The organism is Cereibacter azotoformans, from assembly GCF_021391315.1.
Classification (GTDB): Bacteria; Pseudomonadota; Alphaproteobacteria; order Rhodobacterales; family Rhodobacteraceae; genus Cereibacter_A; species Cereibacter_A azotoformans.
Genome location: NZ_CP090023.1, coordinates 187,258 through 207,962, shown reverse-complemented (window position 1 = coordinate 207,962; position 20,705 = coordinate 187,258). Strand labels below are relative to the sequence as shown.

Genomic DNA, 20,705 nt, shown 5'->3' with positions numbered 1-20,705 from the left:
CTCGGCGGTCGCTCCGGGCAATCCGCAACCGGCCATCAGCCGATGGCACACCACATCCCAAGGAACATCACCCATGGTCACCAAGGATCACCTTTTCAACGCTCCGATCCGGAGCTGGATGCCCATCGCCGTCTACAAGGCCTACCTGCCCAACATGCCCGATGTGGTCATGGGGAAGGTCCCCGCCCTCATGTCAGGTGCGCCCGGCCTGCGCTGGAAGACATGGATCTGCGAGACGCGCGAGGAGCGCGAGAATGTCCTCAAACAACTGGACAAGCCGTGCCCCGTCACACAAGGGGCGCTCGACTTCCGGCGCGGCCCGGACAGCGCGGTTGCCCGCAAGGCCTCGGGCATGGCGCTGAGGCCCGATGCGGGCATCAGTGTCGCGGTATATGCCCCGCCTTTCAAGGGGTGGCCCTGGCTCGTCCTGCTCTGGTCCGCGCATCCCGCTCCGGGGCTGGAGCGCGATCGCTACGCCTGGGAGACGTTCATGACGGAGAAAGCCCTCCACCGCCATCTGCGGGAGTTGAGCGGCCTTGCCTCCGAAAGGGGGTGCGAGGTGATTGCGGCGACATCCGGGACCTGAGACATCGGTGCCGGTTGCCGCCCCGGCGAGGAACATGACCGCCTGCGGGCGTCGGGCTCGCGAAAGAACGGCGTCCTGATCTCATGGTCATATTGCGCAAGCGCCGCTTCCGGACCATCTTCGCGCCGTCACTTGCCGGCTGGCCGTCTGGGGAATGACACGGCTGCGGGATCTGCGTTTCTCTCCCGCAGCCCCCATCGAACTGGACGTGCTGGAGTTCGATCTGCTGGCGGCCCGGCATGGTCACGACATCCGCCTTGAACTCCTGCGGCGCCGGAAGCACATCAGCCTCCTGGATGCGATGGTGGCCGGCCATGCCCGCTCGCAGGGGCTGATCCTGGTGGCCGGACGGCTTTCGGAATGCCGCAAGGTCGCGGATCTGCAGGTCGAACGCTGGGACTGACGGCCGGGCGCGGCAGGACACGGCCGTGGCGCGCCCGCCGAACCTGGCCATGAGGGTGGCCGGATCGCCGTGGAATGGCTGGCCGGATGCTCATGGAATCCGTGGCCGGATTACTGTGGCCGCTCCGAAAAGGGGAGGCTTCTCAGGATCGAAGGCTTTGCAGCGCGTTCCCGACCGCTGAAACGAGTTGCGGGGCCGAGAAGGGCTTCGGCACCCATCCCAGCGGGAGGGCGGCCTGCGCGCGCTCCCGCATGCCGGGGTCGTGATTGGCGGACACGAAGAGGCACCGCAGACCAAAGCGACGGCTGATCTCGAGGGCTGCGTCGATACCGTCGCGGCGGCCTCGGATCCGGATGTCCATCAGCACCAGATCAGGCCCGTGAACCTCGGCCATGCCGACCGCCTCGTCCGCACTGGAGGCGATTCCGACGACGTCCAGCCCCTCGGCTTCGAGCGCCGCCTCGATGTCGCAAGCGACCAGCCACTCATCCTCGACCACGAGGATGCGCGCAAGCGGCTTCGGCCCGGCGACGACCTCTTCCGACGCCGCTGTCTTGTCAGCGTCCCTGGGGCCCGAAGGCGGGGCGAAGCTTTGAAGGGTCATCGACAGGTCCCGTCGCAGCTGTCGGTAAATCTCACGGTGATGCACGTCCCGTTCCGGTTTTCCACCCTCAGTTCGGCGCCCAGTTGGCGACACAGTCCCTTCACGAGGCCGAGCCCCGAGGAACGGCGCTCCGGCGTGGCCGTGGCGATGCCGGGGCCGTCATCCTGCACGATCAGCGTGAACTCGTCGCCCTGTCGTTTTAGTGCAATGCGCACCACACCTTCCCGCCCGCAAAGCCCGTGCTTGACCGCGTTCGTCACCAGCTCGTTCAGGATCAGCGCCAGCGGGAAGGTTGCGTCACTGGTCAGCTGTCCTTCGGTCGCCGAAACCTCGAGGCGCACCTCCGGGCCGAACGACGCCGAGAATGCGTGCGCCAGAGCCTGCAGGAAGGCGGCGGATGAGACCGTCGCTATCTGCTGCGTCTCGTACATCAGCGCCTGAGCCGCGCTGACGGAAAGGAGGCGTTGGTTGGCGGCCTGAAGCGCGTCCCTCACCTCGCGGGATCCGGTCTCGCGGATGGCGGCCGAGAAGAGCCCGACCATGAGCTGGATATTGTTCTTCACCCGATGGTTGAGCTCGCGCAGCAGGATCGTGTTGCGGTGCAGCGCCTCTTCCAGAAGTGCCTGGCGCTGACGGCGCGCATGCGCCTCGGCGTTCAGCTGAGCGACCTCCTTCTTCAGCAACGAGAAACGGTCCGCTTCCGGCACCGTGCAGCGCGCGGCGATCAGGACCTGCCCATCCGCCTCGCGCAACCGCGCGCCATGCACCCGCAGGCGCCGGGCCGCGCCGTCCGGCTGACGAAACAGCCATTGGCCTGCCACGGGACTCGACGTTCCCGAACAGCACCGCAGCCAGGCCCGAAGCTCCTCGGGGGACGTCTCGAGACGGGACCCCAGATGCTCCCCGGTGGGGTCGCCGCCGACCAGCCGGACGCCGGCCGCGTTGACACGCATGATCCGGCCCTGCGGCGTCAGAAGGAAGACCGGCTCCTGGAAAAAATCCAGAAGCGACTGCTCGACCCCTGCCGCCATCATTCCTCCCGCCGGAAATACTCGCGTGCGTTGGGTTCGGGCATCTCCTTCGGGGTCAGATAGACTGTCACGCGGCAGCCGGCATCGCCTGCCGCGATCGACTGCTCGATGTCGACCCGTGCGTAGCCAAGATTCTCGGCGGCAATCGAGCCGAAGACATTGGAGGTCATCATGCAGAGCGACGGTCGTCCCAGCACATGCTCGCGGAAGGGGCATCGCCGGTTGCCGAACACGACCCGGTCCTCGCGCTCCTCGAGGATGTGGAAGTCGCCCTCGATGCGCCGCTTGAGATCCACCAGCACCTCGCCGATCTGCTCCCGGGTCAGCGTCTCGACCTGCAGCGCGCGGCGGTAGGCGCCGTTCATATGCTCGCCCATGATGCCGCCGACGATACTGATATAGCCCGAGGCCTCGTCGAGACCGACGACCTTTTCCAGCGTCCCGGCCAGTTCCCGAAGCAGCGATCGCAGGAAGACGTCAGCGTCCAGCGGCACGGCAAGATCGCTGACTTTGTCCGCCCCTGCGTCCATGGGAACTCCCTCGCCTCTGCTCCGCGCCTTGAACCCGAACCCCACTATGATACGGGCCGAAGGAACTTGCCAGCGCGCTGGCGGCCGCCGGCGCACTCTACGCTCACGGTCCACACTGTCGAAGCTGCCGATGGCGCCTCCCGGGGAACGGGTGCGGCTTCCTCCGGCGACGGCCCGTTTTCCCGCGGTCGACAAGGGTGAGATCCTGAACCTCGTGAACGCGGAACTTGCCTCATGCGAGGCCGAGGCCCTTCCGGATCCGTTCGGGCGAATGCTTTCCCAGGCGTCGTGTTGGGCTATCCTGGCCCCGATGCGCAGGATCTTCCTCTGGTCGGGGCAAACCCTTTCCGGATTTGCAGGTCAGTGCGGACAATTTTCCGGATTGTTTTCCGGACAAGCCTCGTTGCACAGGACTTTCCTGTCGTTCGCGTTTGTCGCCCGAAAATCCGGGCGGACATGCGGCAGGCTCCCAGAGAGATTTTCCGCAATTTGGCCACAAGCGGAATTGTCATGCCGCAAGACGCCCATTACGCAGGGGGGCAATCCGTTCAAGTCAGGGAGTACGGAAAATTGTCCGCCATCGAGTTGAATGATCTGTCGCTGAAGGAGCTCAAAAGCCTGCAGGTACAGATCGCAAAGGCCATTGCCACCCACGAGGATCGCCGCAGGAGGCAGGCCCTGGAGGACCTCGAGAGCCGGGCGCGCCAGATGGGATTTACGCTTGCGGAACTGGTGGGCGGCGCGCCCGTCCGCAAGCGGTCGGCCGTTCCCGCCCAATATGCCAATCCTCTCGATCCCGCCGACACCTGGTCCGGACGGGGCCGCAAGCCACGTTGGTTCCTGGCGGCGATTGCCGCCGGCAAGTCCCCCGACGATCTCAGGATCTGATTGATCCGATCTGACCGGGCCTGGGACAGTTCCTGTTCCGGCCCGAAAAGGTCCCCGATCCCGGCGCACCCGGTATTATCGGGCCGGGGAGAAATGCCGCCCCTCCCGGCCCGGTAATGCCGGCTGCGGGAAAGACGTCTCTGCGGCGGGCGGTTTCTGCTCGATCAGGTTGCCTGTCCACCGTCCAGGATCTCACGCGCGAACCTGGCGCGGACAAGTCCTTCGTGGGCAAGGATGAAGAGCACGCTCCTGATGCGGAACGGTAACCGCCGTCGGATCGGCACGGCCCTCGCGCTCAGCTCGCCCGCGTGCGGATCGTTACCCGGATGGACGGAGACAGGCGTCCTATCGGACCACGCACGGCGTGACCGGCTCGGAGAGACCGGCAGGCGACCGCCGCGCAGGGACCAGAGCAGCCGTGCCCGGAAATGCCGGGGTCGCGCCCGCATGCCCTTCTGACCGTAAAACACACCGCCTTGCCGTGTTCGCCCTCCGGCAAATATTGACTCTGCGATCTGGCATATCACCCTCATCAACCCTCGCCCTGATGGCGCGGCCAAAGAGCAATCCAGGCGCAGCTTGGCATGACCCCTGCGTCCACTCACGAGCCGGAGACCTGGTTTGATCCTTACCCTCTTGTCACCCTCGCTCTCGGCGGTGATGGCGGCCCTGGTCTATATGCATGGATTGCGCCGGCAGAAGCAGAACAGTCGCCTTTGCGAGAATCCCGCATGGGCCGCACGCTTCGATGAGCTACGGCCGAACGCCCTCAGAAGGGGGCGCCGCCTCATGGCGGTTGAGGCCGCTTATCTGATCTTCGTGCTCACGTTGGCGGGAACAGGCCTCAATCATGAACCGGCGGGGGCACCCTTCGTGACGCTGATCCTGGCGCTGGCAAACGCCGGCGCGGTGGCGCTTCTGGCCATCACCTTCATGGCCGTTGTTCCCTGCAGGCGTCATCTGGTTCTACCGCCGCTCCTGATCATGGTGTTCGGAGCGGTCTACCCGATCCTGAACTGAGAGACGCGATGGGCGTTGGCAGGAGAGAAGGAAGGTCGGCCGCAGCAACAGTGGTGGACAGCTGAGCTGCGGCCTATCCCAAGCGGCCACAAATCCCGACTTGAGGGTAAGGCCATGTTAGCTCGGCCATATCCGGGGGTGATGTGACGGATTGTCGTCATCAGAATCTGGCTGCCAACGAGCCTCGGAGCCCATCATCGGGCACGTTCGGTGTGCGACGAGCACGACAGATTGCGTAACTGGCCCACGGCGGCATCCAGAGGCATTGCGCGTAAACCGTCGCCGCCGGATCCTCTCGTTCACCAGCGTAGACCAGCATTTTCCGGTCGGCCGTGATTGGTCTGCCCCCATGGGGTGGTCCGGTTTAATCTTAGTTCATGACAAGTCTTGGCGCCACGGTTGAGGTGGCCGGCGTAGCGGGTGCGGGTGGCGAAGCCGGCCACTCCACCGCCCGTGGTGCCGGAGGACGCTAGCCGAGCGATGAATGCGGGCGCAAGTGGGTCGGCGAGGAAGGTGGGGAATGGCTGCTGATCAAGACCATCGAGTCACTTCTCCGGGGAAATCAACAGCATGCGGCAAAAAGCTCTTGGATCTTTCTGTCATCCGAGGTTTAAGCTTTTTGGCGCGTGTGCTCGAACCCTGCTACATTCGTTGCATAAGGGGTTCCTCGCATGTTCGTAGATAACGCAAGAGTTAGATATTAATGCCCCAGAAAATCCTGCTCGTCATCTCAGCATCTCTGTGCCTGTCCGGATGCGCAACATTGACTAATGACGATAATGTGCCGGTTGCGCTATCATTTAGCACCGGAGATTCCGGAACATGCGTGCTGCGCAACAAACGGCAGACCCAAAATGTCAATATTCCGACAGTGGTTCAAGTTCGCCGATCCGACGATCCTCTGCAGTACACTTGTAAGACAGCTCGCGGCAAGGAGGCCATCGGTGCTATTCCCAGCACGATGGGTGGAAAGATCGTAGCAAGCGCCGTCTTCCTTGATTTTGGCATTGTGGATGCCATCACGGACAAGCACCGCGAGTATCCTGCCAGCTTCGTAATCCCTGTAACTAGGTGATGCTGGTTCGGTCTGATTTCGGGCAGGGCAGATAATACCGTCTCCGTAGCTGGACCCAAGGCTGCAGACTCATTGAGTTTCAGAGCCAGAACAAGACGATGGCTGCGAGGGCAATAGCAGAGAAGAAGGTTTCCGGGAATCGGTCGTATCGGGTAGCGACGCGCCTCCAGTCCTTGAGGCGCCCGAACATGATCTCGATGCGGTTGCGGCGCTTGTACCTCCGCCTGTCGTATCTCACTGGCTTCCTGCGGGTCTTCCTGCCCGGGATGCAGACCTTCATCCCCTTGTCTTTCAACGCATCTCGCAGCCAGTCCGCGTCGTAGCCCCTGTCGGCCGAAATCCAGTCGGCCTTCGGCAGGCTACCCGGCAGGGCGGCGGCCCCAGTGTAGTCGCTGACCGGGCCGGCCGCCATGAAGAACCCGATTGGCCGCCCTTCGCATCGGCGACGGCATGCAGCTTGGTGTTCATGCCGCCCTTCGTCCTATCTATCTGACGCGCACGTCCCTCTTTTTTACACACAGGCTGGAGGCCGTGTTGGCCGCCCCCCGGCTATGCCGAGTTCCTCGAGGCTCGCGCCGATCCGAATGAGGCTCACGCCGAGATGATGGACCTCCATGCCAGCAAGTTCGAGCCGGACGACGTCGGCATCGGCCGCATCCTCGACAGCTTCGAGCGTCTGGCAACGAAACGAGCTCCCAAGCCCCGGAAGCCGAGCCAGCAAGCCGCTCCGAGCTACCACTCAGGCCGGGGCCTTCGCCGGGTGCTTACCGTACTGAGGCTGCATGGGGTGGAGGTCCGAGTGGACCGGCGCACCGGGCTCGAGAAGCGGTATGCGCCATCTGACGCGTGATCTCGGAGGAGAGAGCCGGGTGCCGGTCACCCGGGCCATCTTCAATCCGGAAGTGCCGCCAGCTCGACCGCAAACGCCCGGCTGATGGATTGAGAGGATCAGATGAGAAGGTCGTCGGTGTAGCCGGTCAGAACCCAGTTCGGCAGGATGGCCTCTGCCTGAACCAGACGTCCGCCGGCGAAGAGCAGGACCAGATGCGGGGGCTCGTTGAGGCCCGAGTTGTCGAAGACCATGCCACGATCGGCTTGGAGCACGGCCTGACGGATCAGCGGCTGGCCCCGGTCGAAGCGGGCCCTGATCTTGTCTTCGGGCACGTCATGGCCACCTTCCGCCGCACGTCCCTTCACCCGCGCGACCGAAAGCTCCGGGTCGCCTACGCCGACATGCAGGACCACGATGATATAGCCGCGCTCCCTCGCGGCCGCGAGAAGATCGAGCTTCGACGGATGGGAAAAGACGGTTTCGGTTGCAAAGCTCTTGCGGTCCTCAAGCAGTTTCGTCCGGCGCTCCTCGGCGATGGCCGCCGCCCGGTAGGACGCCTCCATGGAGGCGTCCCCGAGGTCGTCCCGCTGGATGAGGTCTGCGTTGATGAACGGACCTGCAAAGCCCGGCGCGACCCGGGTCTGGTAGAGCGTGGACTTTCCAGCCCCGTTCGGACCGGCGAGCAGGACGAGGCTGGGTCTCATCCGGCCGCGTCACCCCCCGCGCGGACGAGATTTCCGGCAGCATCAAGCCCGACGCCCCGGCCAAGCCTCTGACGTTTGGCGAAGAAGGCCTGTTCGGTCCTGGAAGGGCGGGACATCTTCTCGGTGAAGGCGTCGATCCACGCGATCTCTTCCTCTTTGCCAAGCTCGACCGTATCGAGCCGACCCTCCAGCGCGGCGGTCACGCGGGCATGGTCATAGGCGCCGGACTGTTCAATGGCCTGTCCGAGCCGCAGCCAGTGGGTGATCTGACCTGCGACCGACCGGCTGTGAAGCTCCGCCTCCCGGCGGACCTGCGCCATGACATCGTCGGCGAGCTTGACGGACTGGGCCATCCGATATTCCCTTGTCGATCTTGAAAAGGTAGCAATTTGCTACCTGAAGTTCAAGGTTGACAGGTCGACGATCGGCGCGCTGGCCCCGATCCCAAGGCCTGTCTCGGGGGTGCGCGCTCGCTCCGGCTGATCGAGCCCTGGCTCGGCGCCTACGCCATCGTTGGCGACAACGGCACCCTCGTGACCGCGTGCCATCTTCAGAAAACCCATCAACAGGGAGTGACGCTCATGGATCTTCCCCCCCCCGGACGGTACCCCGTTGGATCCACGAAATGTAACCAGATCGCCATATAGCTTACGGGCTATATTGACGATATATCGCTTATAAGCTATAAATCACTCATGCCGACATCACCCTCATCCCCCATTCGAAGCCTGCGACAGGCCGGGGCCGTCCTGCGTGCACGCCGCACGGCACGCAAACTGAGTCAGAAGCAGCTGGGCGAGATGACTGGAACAGCACAGTCCACGATCTCCGACATCGAGAACGGAGTCGTCTCGGCGAGCCTTGATGTCTATCTGCGCCTCCTCGAGGCCCTCGGTGCCGAACTGTCGGCGACGAACCGCGTGACCGACAGGGAGCCATCCTGAGATGGCCCGCAACGCCCGGCCCGGTCACCGCAAACGCATAAGCCGGACCGCCGTCTGGTATGAGCGGACCAGGGTCGGCACCCTGATGCGCGCGATCGACGGCGCCATCACGTTTGTCTACGATCCGGCCTGGCAGGCATCCGACAAAGCGTTCCCGGTGGCCAGCGCCCTGCCGCTGACTCAGACAAAATGGCAGGGCGAGCCCGTTATTGCGGCCTTCGACAACCTGTTGCCGGACGCAGAGGGAGAGCTGCGCGAGAAGATCGCCGCGCGCGTGGGGGCGACCGGCAAGGACGCTTTCTCGCTCCTGTCGGTGCTGGGTCGCGACTGCGTCGGCGCGCTCCAGTTCCTGCCAGTGGACGAGACCCCGTCCGAGCAGGACATGCAGTACCGCTCCATCTCGGAGGATGAGATGGTTGCCGATCTGAAGAATCTCGCCGCAGCTCCGCTCGCTCAGGGCGAGGACGAGGATTTCAGGATTTCCATTGCCGGAGCCCAGGAGAAGACGGCCTATCTGCGTGTGAACGGTCAATGGGCGAAGCCTCGCGGCATCACGCCCACCAGCCACATCTTCAAGACACCCATGGGCATCCTGCCCGGCCCGGACCAGATCGACCTGAGCGACAGTGTCGAGAACGAGCTGTTCTGCATGACGCTGGCTCGCGAAATCGGACTGCCCACCGCACAGGTCGAAAAGATCATGCTCCCCGAGCAGGTGGCACTGTCCGTCGAGCGGTTCGACCGGGCCTGGCAGGGCAACATCCTGAAACGCCTGCCACAGGAGGATATCTGCCAGTCCCTCGGATATCCTTCGGCTCTGAAATACCAGAAGCTGGGTGGCCCTGGCATCACCCAGATCATGGAACTCCTGCGGGAATCCGATCAGCCGATCGAGGATCGAGAGACGTTCTTCCGGGCGCAGATCTTCTTCTTTCTGATCGGTGCCTCGGATGGTCACGCCAAGAACTTCAGCCTGCAATTGCAGCACCGCGGCCGTTTCCGCCTCGCACCCCTCTACGACATCCTGAGCCTTGCCCCGGTCGTGCACGCCGGACGGCTGCAGCGCAAACGCTACCGCCTCGCCATGTCGATCGATGGCCATTACGGCATCGACGAAATCGTGCCTCGCCATTTCGAGGCCCAGGGTCGCGCCGCAGGCCTGCCCAAGGGTCGTACCTTGAAGCTGTTGCGCGACATGACCGACCGTCTCGACCTCGCGCTGGAACGGGCGCGGCTCGCGGTCGGCGATCAGGTGCCGGATGCCGTCAAGGGACCGATCGCATCCGATGCGGCTCAGCGAGCCGCACAGATGAAGGACCTGTTGCAGGACACATCAGCGGACTCCGAGTCATAGGCGACACCGACAACATGAAGGAGAACAACGCCGACCAACCGAACCGATCGCAGCGGCCAGAACCGGCCATCTTGGTTGTCAAGCTCGGCCCCCGCGAGGACGCGTTCGATGTCGCGCGGGCGCGTGTGTGTCCCTCGATCAGGTTCGAGTAGTAGAACGGAAAGCACAGGCTGCGCCTGTGCAGCACGCTGGAGATGGCGGCCCAAGATCAAGGAACCCTCCACGTACGCTGGGACAGACATCCGTTCTTGGAGGCAAGCCCGCATCGGGCAGAGGCAGGCGGCAACCAGCCCGCGGATGAGAGTGCTGTTCTGCCCTCTCCCGCATCAGGCCCCCGGGACTTCGACCGTCAGGTCGCCGAGTTCCAGGTCCGCGTCGCCGTGCTCAACGGCTTCACCGCGTCGCTCGGCATCCCCGTCACGGAAGCCGTGGGATAAGACCGGCGCCTTCGGTGAAAGGCCGGTGACCGGGATCGACGCCACCCTTCTCGCCTTCGTCAACTTGGGCGCGACAATGATGAACTAAGTCGACACTGGACCGTAAAGACGCCCGGCCATCCGAAGCGCGTTGCCGTCCACCAGCTCCGCCGTCTGCGCCACATACCCTTCGGTCGCGCCGGGCAGACGCGCGACCTCCTCCGTCACCCCGACGCGATGCGCGACGATCCTGTCAATCAGGTCCTGGACACGGTTGAGCACGTCCCGCGGGCGATAGCCGACCTCTTTGGCGATGGCTGCCCAGTGGCGCGCCGCGATCCCCTCCGATGTCCGCTTCTTTCCGGCGATGTTCTGGGCGTAGGCCTGCACGACATGCGGCCAGGACAGCACGGAGGAGACATCATAGAGCGGTGCCAGACGCGGTGGCCCGGCAATCGGCAGGATCAGGGAATAGTTCTTGGCATGGGCGTCGGTGTTGGCGACGAGGATGTTGAAGATCACCTGGTCGAGCAGCGCGAGGGCATCTGTCACGCTCACATGCCGTGCCGTGCGCAGGAGGGTGGCGAGATTGAGTCCGGGTCGCGTGCCGCGCTCGTACTTCCGCCCCGGCGGCAGGCCATTGGCCTGCGCGAAATCCTCCTGATGCAGGCGCTGCAATTGTCCCTGTCGCCCCAGTCTGCGGTCATAGCGCAGGACGGCAATGGCACTGCGGCCCGAGGCCCGCAGGATCGTCGCCTCCGCCGCCGGGATGCCGATGGCAGAGGCCAGTCTCAGGCACCAGACCTCGTTCTCGGTCAGGCCCGGCAGGTTCGGATTGTCCGGCTTCACGATCAGGGTCGAGGGCGCACCGTTCAGGGGAATGGCCAGCACATCGTCCGGTCCGGGCAGGCGCAGAACGGGGTTTCCCTGCGCATCCAGCACCGCAAGGGCGGATTTCTTCTGGCCGCCCGCCAGCGATTGCCGAACCCCCTCCTCTCCCACCAGAAAGGGTCGCCGCCCGAGATCTTCGAAATGACGCTCGAGCGCCTCGGCCGGGTCGTCGCGGCCATAGTGGTCGGTCAGCGACCGCCAGGCCCAACGGGCGCGGTCCGTGGGCGTGCCAAAGGACAGCGCCCCCGCCGTATCCCCGCCGATCTGTTCCAGCAGGGCCAGTACATCGGCCTGGTCGAGCCCCAGCGAGCGGGTCAGGATGCGGAGCGGCTCCTCTTCCGGCAGAAGGTTCGCGAGCCAGGGCGCGACGACCTCGGACGGATAAGGCTCGGCACGCAGCGGCATGGTGACGGAGAGTGGAAACGCCCCGTCGGTGAGGCACCAGCGCTCGGCATAGCGCAGCGAGAGTGCGCCATCGGCTGCGACCTCGATATCCGCCAGATGGAGCCTGTCGAACCAGACCGGGACCCGCCGTGTCACAGGAAGTCCTTGAGATCGTAGCCCTCACCGACGGGCGGGCGGGCAGTCTCCCGCTCCCGCGTCCCATCCGCCAACAGGGCCTCCAGCGGGACGCGCAAGGCGGCGGCGATGCGGGCAAGGGTCGTCAGGCGGGCGTCCCGCTTGCCTGTCTCGATGAGTGACAGGGCTGGGCCGCTGATCCCGGTCAGGCGGGCGAGTTGCCCCAGATTGAGCCCCTCCGCCGCACGCCGCACACGGATCCGCTGACCGACTTCGGTCAAAATCTGCGCCTCGGGTTTGGACGTCATGTCCCCGCCTCACACATCGCGTTACCTTTTACGGTAACACATGTGGTCGACCTAGGGGCAACACAAGAATTTTATTGTATTCGGTAAATCCCCTCATCTCAGCAATCATGCGGTGCAATCTTCCCCTATTCGGTAAGATCTGGGGGGCAGACCCGCCACCTGCGCCCCGGGGATGCGGGCCGTCCTGAAGCCCATATCCACGAGGAAACTCAAGAGACCGACGACCGTCTTGAATTCGCGCTGCTTGAACAGGGTCCGCCTGGTGACCGAAACCTTGCTCGAACGGCCATTCTGCAGGACGGCCCGAATGTGACCCAGCTCCCGCACCATCTGTTGTGCGCTTCTCGGTGCCGCCCTTGCAGACGACCTCGATCTCACAGCCCTCAGCCAGAAGATCCCGGAGCGCCTTCTCTGGACGAAGCCCGCCTGGCCTGTCACCACAAGCCCGATCGAGCCCCAAGGGCTGTCGTGGTCGGGGAGAGTGCTTACCGGCGTCGTTCGAGGTAGGCCAGCCGCGCGGCGATCAGTGCGCCGGCAAACCACATCACCGTGCCGAGTATGCTGCCGCCCGAAGAAAGGGTGCCATCTCCGGCCACGCCTGTTCCGGTCGTCGGATTGCCGATCTGGCCCACGATGGCGAAGCTGTAGACCGGTGCCGCCAATGAGCCGGCGGCTCCCGCCATGAAGGCGAAGAAGAGAGCCCAAAGGCGTTTCTCAAGCGACCTTGTCAGCAGGAAGCCCAGCAGAACCGACACCACGATGCCAGCGAGGCCCGCTTTCCAGGCCCAGTCAGCCGAGCGGGCGAGGCCATAGCCGATGAGGCCGCCCGAGAGGATTGCGGCCAGCACCGTCGCGATGAAGGCGACGCGTGAGCCCTGGTTTGGACCGGGACCCTTCTCCGGGGCTGGAGAAGCCTTGGACGAGAAGAGGTCGGTGATCGTATGATACCACCGCTTCTGTCGTGGGATGGGAATCCCCTGGCCCGGACGAGCCTTGCCACGAGCGCCAGCGTGCCGATCGGTCCCCGCACCAGGGTCGGGTGCGGGGCCTATTTGCCCTTTTCCTTCTCTTGCTCTTCGAGGGGCTGGCGCCAGTTGCCAGGCACCGGGTAGCCCTGCACAATGTCCATCATTGTCTAAGCTCCTTTGACCTTTGCGACCTGCTCGTCGAGAGCGGCGATGACGTATTGGAACATATCATCATCGCGAAGGTCCCTCAACTCGATTTGTTCCATAAAAGTGGCACGAATCCGCTCGATTTCATCCGCTTCCCGCATCGTGCGAACCTTGGAGGCGATCCGTTCGGCGGTGACCCCGAGATACTCGTTCGGCATTCGCGAGGCCACGACGAATGCATTGACGAGGACGTCCGGGAAGTTTTCGGGCATGCAGCCAACGGCCAGCGAGAGAAGGTGATCGAGCACCTTTGGCTCGGGGAGTGGCCCCGCGCTGTCCTGCAAGGCCAGCGCATAGTTGGCGGCGGCATGGCTGAGAAAGTCGCGCTCCTCGTTGGTTCCCTCCGGGATCATTTCGTAGGCTGCCCGGAAGTGCGTGAGCGCGTTTGTCATGTCGCCCAGGTTGCGATGGGAAAGGCCGAGGTAAAACTCGAAGTAGGGCGCGACGGATGCATGCTTGTCCGCGGTGTCGCCTTCGCGGAAGGTCTCGATGATGTCGATCACGCTGTCCCATCGGCGCTCGTCGATGGCCCGGAACAACCGCGCCATCGTCTTCGCGGGATAGGGATGGCGGGCGGATGTAAAGCGCCTCAGAAGCGGCTGGGCATCGAAGAAGCTGCGCCGTGCGCTGACTGCCCGGTCGACGACCATGCGCATGAAGTTCGAATCGTCGGGCTTGAGCGTGTCGCCGTATCCCAGGGCGGCGGCATAGGCCGCGGCAGAGGCCGAGGATGGCGCTGCGCGCTCGCGCAGACCCTGCTTGTCTCGGTTGATCGTGGACTTGCCGATGCGATTGCCCAGGAGACTGCGCATCTCCTCAAGTGAGAGCTTGTCGAAGATGGTGAAGAAGATGCTGGCGATCGTGCGCCGCTCTTCCTCGGAAAACTGTGGGTCCGCCATGGAATACCTCTTTTCGTCCCGCCAAGTATCTCATGTTGGTGTAGTATTGAACCAGAAAAATGGCACGGGAACTCGGATGTCCGGTCCTGTCGCCTGTACGGCGCCGGGCAGCGGGCCGGAAGTGCGCTGCGGGACGTTTCTGCCCGCCGCCGGCGTGTCGCCCACTGCGTGACGCCGCGCAGGCTGCCGCTGAATCCGGCCGCCTGCATCCGGCGCCAGAATTCCGCACCGTTCCGGCACCCGGCCGTCCACCCGGTGTCCAGCCGTGGCAGCCGTGGCTCGAGCGAGTGCTGCCGGACGCGGAAGACGGGCTCGCGCCGCCCCCTCCGGCAGCAGACCCCCTCGGCCAAGCTTGCGGCATGTCGGCAATGTCAAGGCAGAGCTGGTAGAGTTCACGTAGGAAGCTCAGCGCCCGCACGGGGTTGTCTCGGGCAATGTAGTCGCCGATCGTTTCAAGGTCCGCCTCGGCCTCGGCGGTGATCACGACCTTCAATCCGTGGACCGACCCGTAACTTCATACTTGCGCTCAAGGCGCGCGATGACATCGGCCAGCGGCCTGGTCCGTCCTGCCTCGTCATCGCCGATGCCGCGCGCCAGCGCCTGGTCCAGCACCGCCAATCGCACGTTGACGAGTTCATGAAGGCGGTCCAGGAAGCTGTGCGGGGCCTTGGAAAACACCAGGCCGATCGCGAGCACCCCGTCCGGATCCATCAGGAACACCCCCGTCCAGGGGCCGACGGTGAGGTGGTGGCAGTGTCGGATGCGGCGGTAAGCGGCACGCAGGGCCGGGAGGCTGGCGAGCGTCCCCGCCCGCAGATGGCGGACCACCTCCGCCTTGAATGTCTTGAGGTCGTCGAGGTCCCGCTTGGCCATCTCCGCGCGGGCCGCAGCCCCGGACACGATACGCCCCGCGTTCTCCAAGGCACCAACCGTCTCGTCGAAAGCGGCCAGAAAAGGCCGTTCGAAGCTGTCCGTGTCGAGAACGAGCTGCATCCTGACGTCGGGATCAACCCGCCCGGTGGCGAGCCTGGGCTTCTGCCAGCGCGTGATCGGCCAACGCCTCGAAGGCGTCAGCGTCCATTGGCGCCGTGAGGTTCAGGCGGCCCCGGGCGAACAGCTTCTTCTTGAATTCCACGAAGCTCGCGGCGACCTCGTCGATCTCGTCTGTCTCCTCCTCCAGGACCGAGAGCTCCACGCTGTGCTTGCCGGTGCGGCGAACCTGGATGGTCGTGCCGAACGACTCCTTCGCGGTCATGAGAAGCAGCCTGTGCGCGCTGTCGATTTCCACTGTGGCCGCGGCCAGAATCTGGGTTTGCCCGCCCGGGGCATCTGCCAGCCCGAGAGCGGTCGCGAGACGCTTCTTCAGGATCGCCGCGAAGCTCCCGCCCTTGGCGTTGGTGCGCAGATCATCCTGAGCGCTGATTTCGCCCTTGAAGCGCGGGGTTTCCATCGCGGTCATCATCGGCTCCTTCAAGAATCCGGAACTTTCTGGAACATAGCGGGCACTCTCTCGATGTCAATCGGACAGGACCTGGGTGGGAGGGCTGGGAAGTGACGTGTTCAGGTCACTGAACCGACCAGATCTCCTGCGCCGACCAGTTTGCCGGCAATCCGGCGGAGCAGGTCGCTATCTGCGGCGGCCGCACGTTCTCCGCGATTGTGCCGGCCAGCCGCGCGTTCTGCCCGCTGCCGACATCGCGCGGTCCCTCAAGGGGAGGCGCCCACCCATGGCCGTGCATGCACCGCCCGTCCCTGCGAATGCGAAAATGAAATCCATCAAACATCTGAAAATGAACAATAATATTGACTTGCAGCTCTCTCCGTGCGAGGGGTTCCGGCAGACCATGCCGCGCTTTTGATCCGCGTATGACCCGTGGCGCCCGTTTTTGCCGTGCCGATCGGACCGCGACGACCAGGGAGGCCTCGAGTGCCCGATGAAGACGACCACCTCCCGGGGGCAGTCACCCGCATGGGGTGGATCGCTTGGCGGCTCACGCCTCGACGGGGCGACGGGTTCAAGCCGGACATTCGACGTCTGGAAGAGTTCGCGGCCCGGATGGGTCGTGATCCTCACGCAGGCAGTTCCGACGCCCGGGAGAGGGGCGTCCTGCCACGAGACCTGCACGCGGAAGCGCAGCGCCTCGGCGTCGATATCTCGGCCGCGGCCGGCGTTCGGGCCGCAGTTGCGGAGGCCCGCAGATGACCCACCACGAAATCCCCTACCGCACCGGCCGACTTGTCGTACTCGGCGATCTGCACCACGACAGCCACGCAAGACGGCAGCGTGATCCGTTCGAGACGCTGGCGGTCGGGCCCGACTTCTGGCGTGATGCCGACGCGTTGATCATTGCCGGTGACCTCGCAGATGTGCCGAAGCTGAACTGGCCCCGGGCGCTGGCCTTCCTGAGCGGGCGGCTGCCGCCGGAGCGGGTCTTCATCGTGCCTGGCAACCACGACTACTACATGCACACCCTCGACGGCGACGACGTGTTGCGGCGGCTGGCCGAGGCGGCGGGGGCGCGGCTCCTGCAGAAGGGCGAGCTGCGCCACGGCACGACCCGGATTTTCGGCTGCACGCTCTGGACCGATTTCGCGCTGGCCGGGCGGCCCGAGGACGCCATGGAGATGGCGCGCCGCCGGCTCCACGATTATGGCCGGATCTCGAAGTCCGATCCCGACGCGCGATTGGCGCTCGACGTGGAGGCTCGGCGGCGCTTCGTGCCGATCGTGCCGGAGGACACGGTGGCCGTCCACCAGGACCACCGCGCCTGGCTCGCCGCCGCGCTGGCCACGCCGCATTTCGCGGGCGAGGCGGGTCGCACCATTGTCGTGACCCACCACGGTCCGCACCCCGCGACGACGGGCCCGGTCGACGAGCTGACGCCGGCCTTCCATTCGGATCTCGGCGATCTCATTGCCGCCGGCCGCCCGGCTGTCTGGCTTTTCGGCCATTCCCATCGCCGCCTTGCGGCGTCGGTGGGAACCACCGAGATCCGCAACGTCTCGATCGGCTATTCAGGCGAGGTCCGGGGCGTGGACGAGCGGCCATTGATCGATCTCTGCCAGATCGCTTTCGATGCTTCCATCCCGGCGGCTCCGCTCGCGCCGGAGCATCCGCTGCGGCGCTGGTCGGCCGGACAGCTCACGACCGCCGGCGCCTGCGCGGCGCTCGGGCTGCGCGACGGAGCCGAGTTGCTCCTCGCCGCCGGCGCCGCGGGTGTGCCGATGCCGCGCCCCTCCGACGCGGAGATCGAGCGGCAGGCCACGCTCTTCGACTGGCTGCTTTCGGAGGCCACCGATGCCCCGCTCTCCGCGGACGCGGCGGCCTCGGCGGAGCAACTGCCAGGCACGGTTGTGTCCGAGGAACCGGCCGGGACGACGGCCCGTGCCGTTCCGGCTCGAAGCGAACCGCCCGAGGCGGAGCGCCATGCCAGGCTGAGATCCCTCACGCTGCCGGTGATCGACGAGGGCAACATCCGCGCGATCCGTTTTTCCGACGTGCCCGCGGACCTGCGGATCGACTTCGAGCGGCACATGATCGGATCGGCCTGCCCGGTCATCGGCGGGGAAGACCACGCCTACCTGCATGACTGGCTCCTCTTCCTTGAGCGCCATCAGGCGGCGGCCCACGACGCCTTGTGGAGGGTGTCGCTGCAGCTGGGAGCCGCAGGACCCGCCGACCTCGATCTGGCAGATGCTCCGCGGCTGGACGATTGGGTGGCGGTGCGCGACAGCCGCTACGGCGGCTGCTTCCTCCTCGGCACTCCTTCGGGCCATCCCTGGTGCTGCGGGCCGGTGAGCACCACCAGCCGGCTTTGTGGCCTCGATCCGGATGTGCGTTGGGCCCGGACGGTGACCCGCTGGTACCGCCTCGGGTCTCCCTCCGACATGGACAGCCTGATCGAGCGTTGGGGTCCGCCTGTTGGACGCTATCGTACCCATGTGCTGACTCTGGACGAGGTACAAAACATCATCGCCACGGACCGCGCTCAAGTACGCTCTCATCGTCGTTCCTGACCATCCAGATCATTGGCTGGAGGAGCCGGCGCACCTTGATCTACCTGAGAAGGGGCGGAGTCCCGGTCTCGGAAAGACCCAGGGTCGCGTCAAGCGACATGGAACTCATGATTTCTTGATCCCATCATCCGCTGACCCTGCGGCACTGGCGGATCCGCTGGCAATCTTATCCAGCGTGACGCCGGGCGCGAAGCGGTAGTGCTGCCCAAGGGTCGCGTCGCCGTAGGCAAGCGCCACTTCGAGGCATTCGCTGCAGAAGGTGCCCTCAGCGCTGGCCATTGGCGCCGGGCCGCGGGCTGGCCAGTCGGCGATCCGCTCCAGCACGGGATGGCCGCGGAAGGTGACGATGCGTGGTCCGTCCCAACGGTAGCCGCCATCGCCACGACCCCGGTCGATCGCGCCGTGACAGGTGGCGCAGGAGATCACCCGGCGGCGGGCTGGGAATATGTCCTCATGCAGTGGCGTTGCGAAACAGTTCTCGGACGAGCGTGCGATGATGTCTGCCAGGCTCGCGGGCTTCCAGTCCCAGACCTCGACCGCAACGTTGACGCAGCGCCACCAGCCGCGGGTCAGCCCGTGGACATGACCAAAGAGCTGGACCGAGCCACGGCCGTCGGCCGGATCGATGTGCGACCCGTTCCAGCACGCCATCGGGTAATGGCAGAGTGTGAGCGGCTGCCTGTCGATCACCATCTCGCGGTAGGGCGTGACGGACGCCCAGCCCGGAAGGGCCGCGATGGTCGAGCGGTCGTGATTGCCACGGACCAGATGCTTCCGACCCGGGATCCGCTCGAGGAGCATCGTCGCCAGCGCCACGTTCGCGCCATGGACGAAATCGCCCAGGATCCAGAGGTCGTCCCTGACCGTCATCGCGGCCGCGTAGTTTGAAACCAGCGCCTCGTTCATTGCCTCGACCGAAGCAAACGGCCGTTGCTCGTGCGCGATGACGGCCTCATGGCCGAAGTGCGGGTCCGCGGTGAAGAAGTGGGCCATTGAGGCACTCCGTGGGATCTGGGACGTCGGCTGCTCAATGCCGGGAGATGCTCGAGCTGGCCGCCTGCCGGATCAATGCCCCCGCGACCACAGGGATGGGCAAGATGCTTCTGTCATTCCGCATCCACAAGAGTGCCGCGGAGCCCAGGCAAGGCGATCGGATCAGGCAAGGGCAGGAGCCCTCCCGAACGCCGCCGGGGCTCCGCCTTCATGTTCCACGATACGGCACGGGATCAGGCAGGGTCGGCAAGGGTGGCGGCCTCGACGAGATGCTCCCACGCCTCTCCCCGGCTCTCGCGGTCGGCAAGCAGTCTGACGTAGCGCATCTTCAATTCCGCCTCGGCCTCGTGGAGCGCGGCGACATTGTCGAGTTCCCGGCAGAAGGACAGGTCCAGCCGGTCGGCAGGGGCATGCGCATTCGGAAAGACCGACCGTGCCGCCACCGAAATGCGCTCGAAAACCTTCCCCTTCACCGGCTCCAGCACCGGAACGATGGCCATCGTGGCAAGAACCCTTCGGCTCAGCCAGCTCGTCCGGATGACAAGATGGCGGTCGGGAAACCACGAGGCCTGCCACTCGAGCCGGATCCGGTCCGCAAGCCGGGCCCATCGGGCCGGCAGGGCAGGCGGCAGGCCCTCCGGGCCGCAAGGTTCTTCCGCCTGATCCGCAATCGCTCTGAACATCGAGACCCCCCCCCTTGCCTGTCGAAGGGATCCCTCTCCCTGACGGCAGGTCGAACGACCTGCGTGGAGACAGTAATCCAGGGGGGGCGGCGACATGATCTCTCTTTCGGGCGGGGAGACGCCTTCGGTCATATCAGGGTGTCATCCCCAACCCGTTCAGGTTCGCCGGGGAGCCGGGCGGGACTGCCGGCACCGCTCATCGGGTCTGACGTGCGGCACGACACATGCGGGTGATGAAGAGGGGAGGCTGGGCTCGCGGCGCTCTCAGGGCCATTTACCCCCCTGTCGGCACAGCGGGGCAGGGGGAACGTGACTTCTGTCGTCGTCCTGCCAGCCGGACACAGCCTCCACCGCTTTCATGCGGCAGGTTTCGATCCTGTGTATTTCGATCGGTCGCGCTCCGGCCGGCTGAACGCTCCCGACGGCACCTATGATGTCATGTACACGACCATGACCGTCAGAGGTGCTTTCGCGGACACCTTCCTGCGTCATCCCGGCGTCAACCTGATCGACGAAACGACCGGCTTCGGAACCGTGCCTGTGCGCGGCTCGAGGCTCGATCCGAGCTGCATCTCGTGTAGCTCTGCGGCGAAGGTCTTGGCCGCCTGGGTGCGACCGCCGAGGTCACGCATGGCGGCCTGCCCTACGATCTGCCGCAGGAATGGTCGAAGGCGCTGCGCGCCGCCTTCCCGCGGATGGACGGCATCCTCTACACGGCACGCCACGATGACGAGCCGCAGTGCCATGCGCTGTTCGATCACTGCTCCAGTCGCATCGTGCTTCGCGAACGGATCGAGAATCTCGACGAGGACTGGTTCTGGAACATTGCGGAG

Annotated in this window: 24 protein-coding genes and 3 pseudogenes; 10 read left to right on the top strand and 17 right to left on the bottom strand. The window is 65.1% G+C overall.

Annotation, left to right across the window (positions count from 1 at the left end):
* Positions 1 to 73: 73 nt before the first annotated feature.
* Both LV780_RS20395 and LV780_RS20390 read left to right on the top strand, forming a co-directional pair.
* Positions 74 to 586, top strand: coding sequence for a hypothetical protein (locus tag LV780_RS20395; protein WP_011910924.1), 513 nt, complete (start codon positions 74 to 76; stop codon positions 584 to 586).
* A gap of 154 nt (positions 587 to 740) precedes the next feature.
* The gene (locus tag LV780_RS20390) at positions 741 to 989 is read left to right on the top strand and encodes a PIN domain-containing protein (RefSeq protein ID WP_117345240.1); all 249 of its coding nucleotides are present in this window, start codon (positions 741 to 743) and stop codon (positions 987 to 989) included.
* Between the two features lie 142 nt (positions 990 to 1,131).
* Here the strand turns inward: LV780_RS20390 and LV780_RS20385 are convergent, their stop codons facing one another.
* The 3 genes from LV780_RS20385 to LV780_RS20375 all read right to left on the bottom strand — a co-directional run bounded on the left by LV780_RS20385 (position 1,132) and on the right by LV780_RS20375 (position 3,154).
* The gene (locus tag LV780_RS20385) at positions 1,132 to 1,593 is read right to left on the bottom strand and encodes a response regulator (protein ID WP_117345239.1); all 462 of its coding nucleotides are present in this window, start codon (positions 1,591 to 1,593) and stop codon (positions 1,132 to 1,134) included.
* A complete protein-coding gene (locus LV780_RS20380; protein WP_233864241.1) occupies positions 1,590 to 2,546 on the bottom strand; it encodes a sensor histidine kinase in 957 nt (318 codons plus the stop codon). The genes LV780_RS20385 and LV780_RS20380 overlap by 4 nt, the downstream gene beginning before the upstream one ends.
* A gap of 77 nt (positions 2,547 to 2,623) precedes the next feature.
* A complete protein-coding gene (locus tag LV780_RS20375) occupies positions 2,624 to 3,154 on the bottom strand; it encodes a methanogen output domain 1-containing protein (protein WP_117345237.1) in 531 nt (176 codons plus the stop codon).
* Positions 3,155 to 3,724: 570 nt separating this feature from the next.
* On the opposite strand from LV780_RS20375, the gene LV780_RS20370 reads away from it, so the two are divergent.
* Both LV780_RS20370 and LV780_RS20365 read left to right on the top strand, forming a co-directional pair.
* Positions 3,725 to 4,042, top strand: coding sequence for an H-NS histone family protein (locus LV780_RS20370; protein ID WP_117345285.1), 318 nt, complete (start codon positions 3,725 to 3,727; stop codon positions 4,040 to 4,042).
* Between the two features lie 621 nt (positions 4,043 to 4,663).
* The gene (locus LV780_RS20365) at positions 4,664 to 5,062 is read left to right on the top strand and encodes a hypothetical protein (protein WP_117345236.1); all 399 of its coding nucleotides are present in this window, start codon (positions 4,664 to 4,666) and stop codon (positions 5,060 to 5,062) included.
* 370 nt (positions 5,063 to 5,432) lie between these two features.
* Here LV780_RS20365 and LV780_RS20360 read toward each other — a convergent pair.
* Positions 5,433 to 5,555 (bottom strand): annotated as a pseudogene (locus LV780_RS20360) (IS3 family transposase); the annotation flags it as partial.
* 210 nt (positions 5,556 to 5,765) lie between these two features.
* On the opposite strand from LV780_RS20360, the gene LV780_RS20355 reads away from it, so the two are divergent.
* Complete coding sequence (locus tag LV780_RS20355; RefSeq protein ID WP_143542796.1) at positions 5,766 to 6,137, top strand: glycoside hydrolase family 32 protein; 372 nt, start codon at positions 5,766 to 5,768, stop codon at positions 6,135 to 6,137.
* A gap of 79 nt (positions 6,138 to 6,216) precedes the next feature.
* Here LV780_RS20355 and LV780_RS20350 read toward each other — a convergent pair.
* Positions 6,217 to 6,679 (bottom strand): annotated as a pseudogene (locus LV780_RS20350) (IS5 family transposase); the annotation flags it as partial.
* Between the two features lie 59 nt (positions 6,680 to 6,738).
* Between LV780_RS20350 and LV780_RS20345 the strand changes: the two are divergent.
* A complete protein-coding gene (locus tag LV780_RS20345) occupies positions 6,739 to 6,987 on the top strand; it encodes a hypothetical protein (RefSeq protein WP_117345235.1) in 249 nt (82 codons plus the stop codon).
* A 98-nt stretch (positions 6,988 to 7,085) separates the two neighbouring features.
* Here the strand turns inward: LV780_RS20345 and LV780_RS20340 are convergent, their stop codons facing one another.
* Complete coding sequence (locus tag LV780_RS20340) at positions 7,086 to 7,673, bottom strand: zeta toxin family protein (RefSeq protein WP_117345234.1); 588 nt, start codon at positions 7,671 to 7,673, stop codon at positions 7,086 to 7,088.
* Positions 7,670 to 8,026 (bottom strand): TA system antitoxin ParD family protein, encoded by a 357-nt coding sequence (locus tag LV780_RS20335; protein WP_101339594.1) that lies wholly within the window; start codon positions 8,024 to 8,026, stop codon positions 7,670 to 7,672. The genes LV780_RS20340 and LV780_RS20335 overlap by 4 nt, the downstream gene beginning before the upstream one ends.
* A 342-nt stretch (positions 8,027 to 8,368) precedes the next feature.
* Here LV780_RS20335 and LV780_RS20330 point away from each other — a divergent pair, with 342 nt between their 5' ends.
* From LV780_RS20330 to LV780_RS20320, 3 genes and pseudogenes are all read left to right on the top strand, one after another.
* The gene (locus LV780_RS20330; RefSeq protein ID WP_011910936.1) at positions 8,369 to 8,617 is read left to right on the top strand and encodes a helix-turn-helix domain-containing protein; all 249 of its coding nucleotides are present in this window, start codon (positions 8,369 to 8,371) and stop codon (positions 8,615 to 8,617) included.
* 1 nt (position 8,618) lies between these two features.
* Positions 8,619 to 9,971 (top strand): type II toxin-antitoxin system HipA family toxin, encoded by a 1,353-nt coding sequence (locus tag LV780_RS20325; RefSeq protein WP_117345233.1) that lies wholly within the window; start codon positions 8,619 to 8,621, stop codon positions 9,969 to 9,971.
* Positions 9,972 to 10,306: 335 nt separating this feature from the next.
* Positions 10,307 to 10,408 (top strand): annotated as a pseudogene (locus LV780_RS20320) (IS5/IS1182 family transposase); the annotation flags it as partial.
* Between the two features lie 84 nt (positions 10,409 to 10,492).
* On the opposite strand, the gene LV780_RS20315 reads toward LV780_RS20320, so the two are convergent.
* From LV780_RS20315 to LV780_RS20280, 7 genes are all read right to left on the bottom strand, one after another.
* Positions 10,493 to 11,818, bottom strand: coding sequence for a type II toxin-antitoxin system HipA family toxin (locus LV780_RS20315; RefSeq protein WP_117345232.1), 1,326 nt, complete (start codon positions 11,816 to 11,818; stop codon positions 10,493 to 10,495).
* Entirely contained in the window at positions 11,815 to 12,105 is a 291-nt protein-coding gene (locus LV780_RS20310; RefSeq protein WP_011910940.1) for a helix-turn-helix domain-containing protein, read from the bottom strand. The genes LV780_RS20315 and LV780_RS20310 overlap by 4 nt, the downstream gene beginning before the upstream one ends.
* 485 nt (positions 12,106 to 12,590) lie before the next feature.
* Complete coding sequence (locus tag LV780_RS20305; RefSeq protein WP_011910941.1) at positions 12,591 to 12,953, bottom strand: hypothetical protein; 363 nt, start codon at positions 12,951 to 12,953, stop codon at positions 12,591 to 12,593.
* Between the two features lie 287 nt (positions 12,954 to 13,240).
* Entirely contained in the window at positions 13,241 to 14,179 is a 939-nt protein-coding gene (locus tag LV780_RS20300; RefSeq protein WP_011910942.1) for a hypothetical protein, read from the bottom strand.
* Complete coding sequence (locus LV780_RS22150) at positions 14,097 to 14,663, bottom strand: type II toxin-antitoxin system RelE/ParE family toxin (protein WP_407647929.1); 567 nt, start codon at positions 14,661 to 14,663, stop codon at positions 14,097 to 14,099. Before LV780_RS22150 ends, LV780_RS20300 begins: the two co-directional genes overlap by 83 nt.
* Positions 14,664 to 14,668: 5 nt before the next feature.
* Positions 14,669 to 15,172, bottom strand: a complete 504-nt coding sequence (locus tag LV780_RS20285; protein WP_117345231.1) for a hypothetical protein — start codon at positions 15,170 to 15,172, stop codon at positions 14,669 to 14,671.
* Between the two features lie 13 nt (positions 15,173 to 15,185).
* Positions 15,186 to 15,638 carry a hypothetical protein gene (locus LV780_RS20280; protein ID WP_011910945.1) on the bottom strand — a complete coding sequence of 151 codons (453 nt, stop codon included), beginning with the start codon at positions 15,636 to 15,638 and terminating at the stop codon, positions 15,186 to 15,188.
* A 740-nt stretch (positions 15,639 to 16,378) separates the two neighbouring features.
* On the opposite strand from LV780_RS20280, the gene LV780_RS20275 reads away from it, so the two are divergent.
* Positions 16,379 to 18,196: a DUF6634 family protein gene (locus LV780_RS20275; RefSeq protein WP_117345230.1), complete on the top strand. Its 1,818-nt coding sequence runs from the start codon at positions 16,379 to 16,381 to the stop codon at positions 18,194 to 18,196.
* Positions 18,197 to 18,301: 105 nt separating this feature from the next.
* On the opposite strand, the gene LV780_RS20270 is transcribed toward LV780_RS20275, so the two are convergent.
* The 3 genes from LV780_RS20270 to LV780_RS20260 all read right to left on the bottom strand — a co-directional run bounded on the left by LV780_RS20270 (position 18,302) and on the right by LV780_RS20260 (position 20,618).
* Positions 18,302 to 19,189: a metallophosphoesterase gene (locus tag LV780_RS20270; RefSeq protein WP_117345229.1), complete on the bottom strand. Its 888-nt coding sequence runs from the start codon at positions 19,187 to 19,189 to the stop codon at positions 18,302 to 18,304.
* 233 nt (positions 19,190 to 19,422) lie between these two features.
* The gene (locus LV780_RS20265) at positions 19,423 to 19,872 is read right to left on the bottom strand and encodes a hypothetical protein (protein WP_181969651.1); all 450 of its coding nucleotides are present in this window, start codon (positions 19,870 to 19,872) and stop codon (positions 19,423 to 19,425) included.
* A gap of 488 nt (positions 19,873 to 20,360) precedes the next feature.
* Complete coding sequence (locus LV780_RS20260) at positions 20,361 to 20,618, bottom strand: hypothetical protein (protein WP_233864239.1); 258 nt, start codon at positions 20,616 to 20,618, stop codon at positions 20,361 to 20,363.
* Positions 20,619 to 20,705 lie beyond the last annotated feature (87 nt).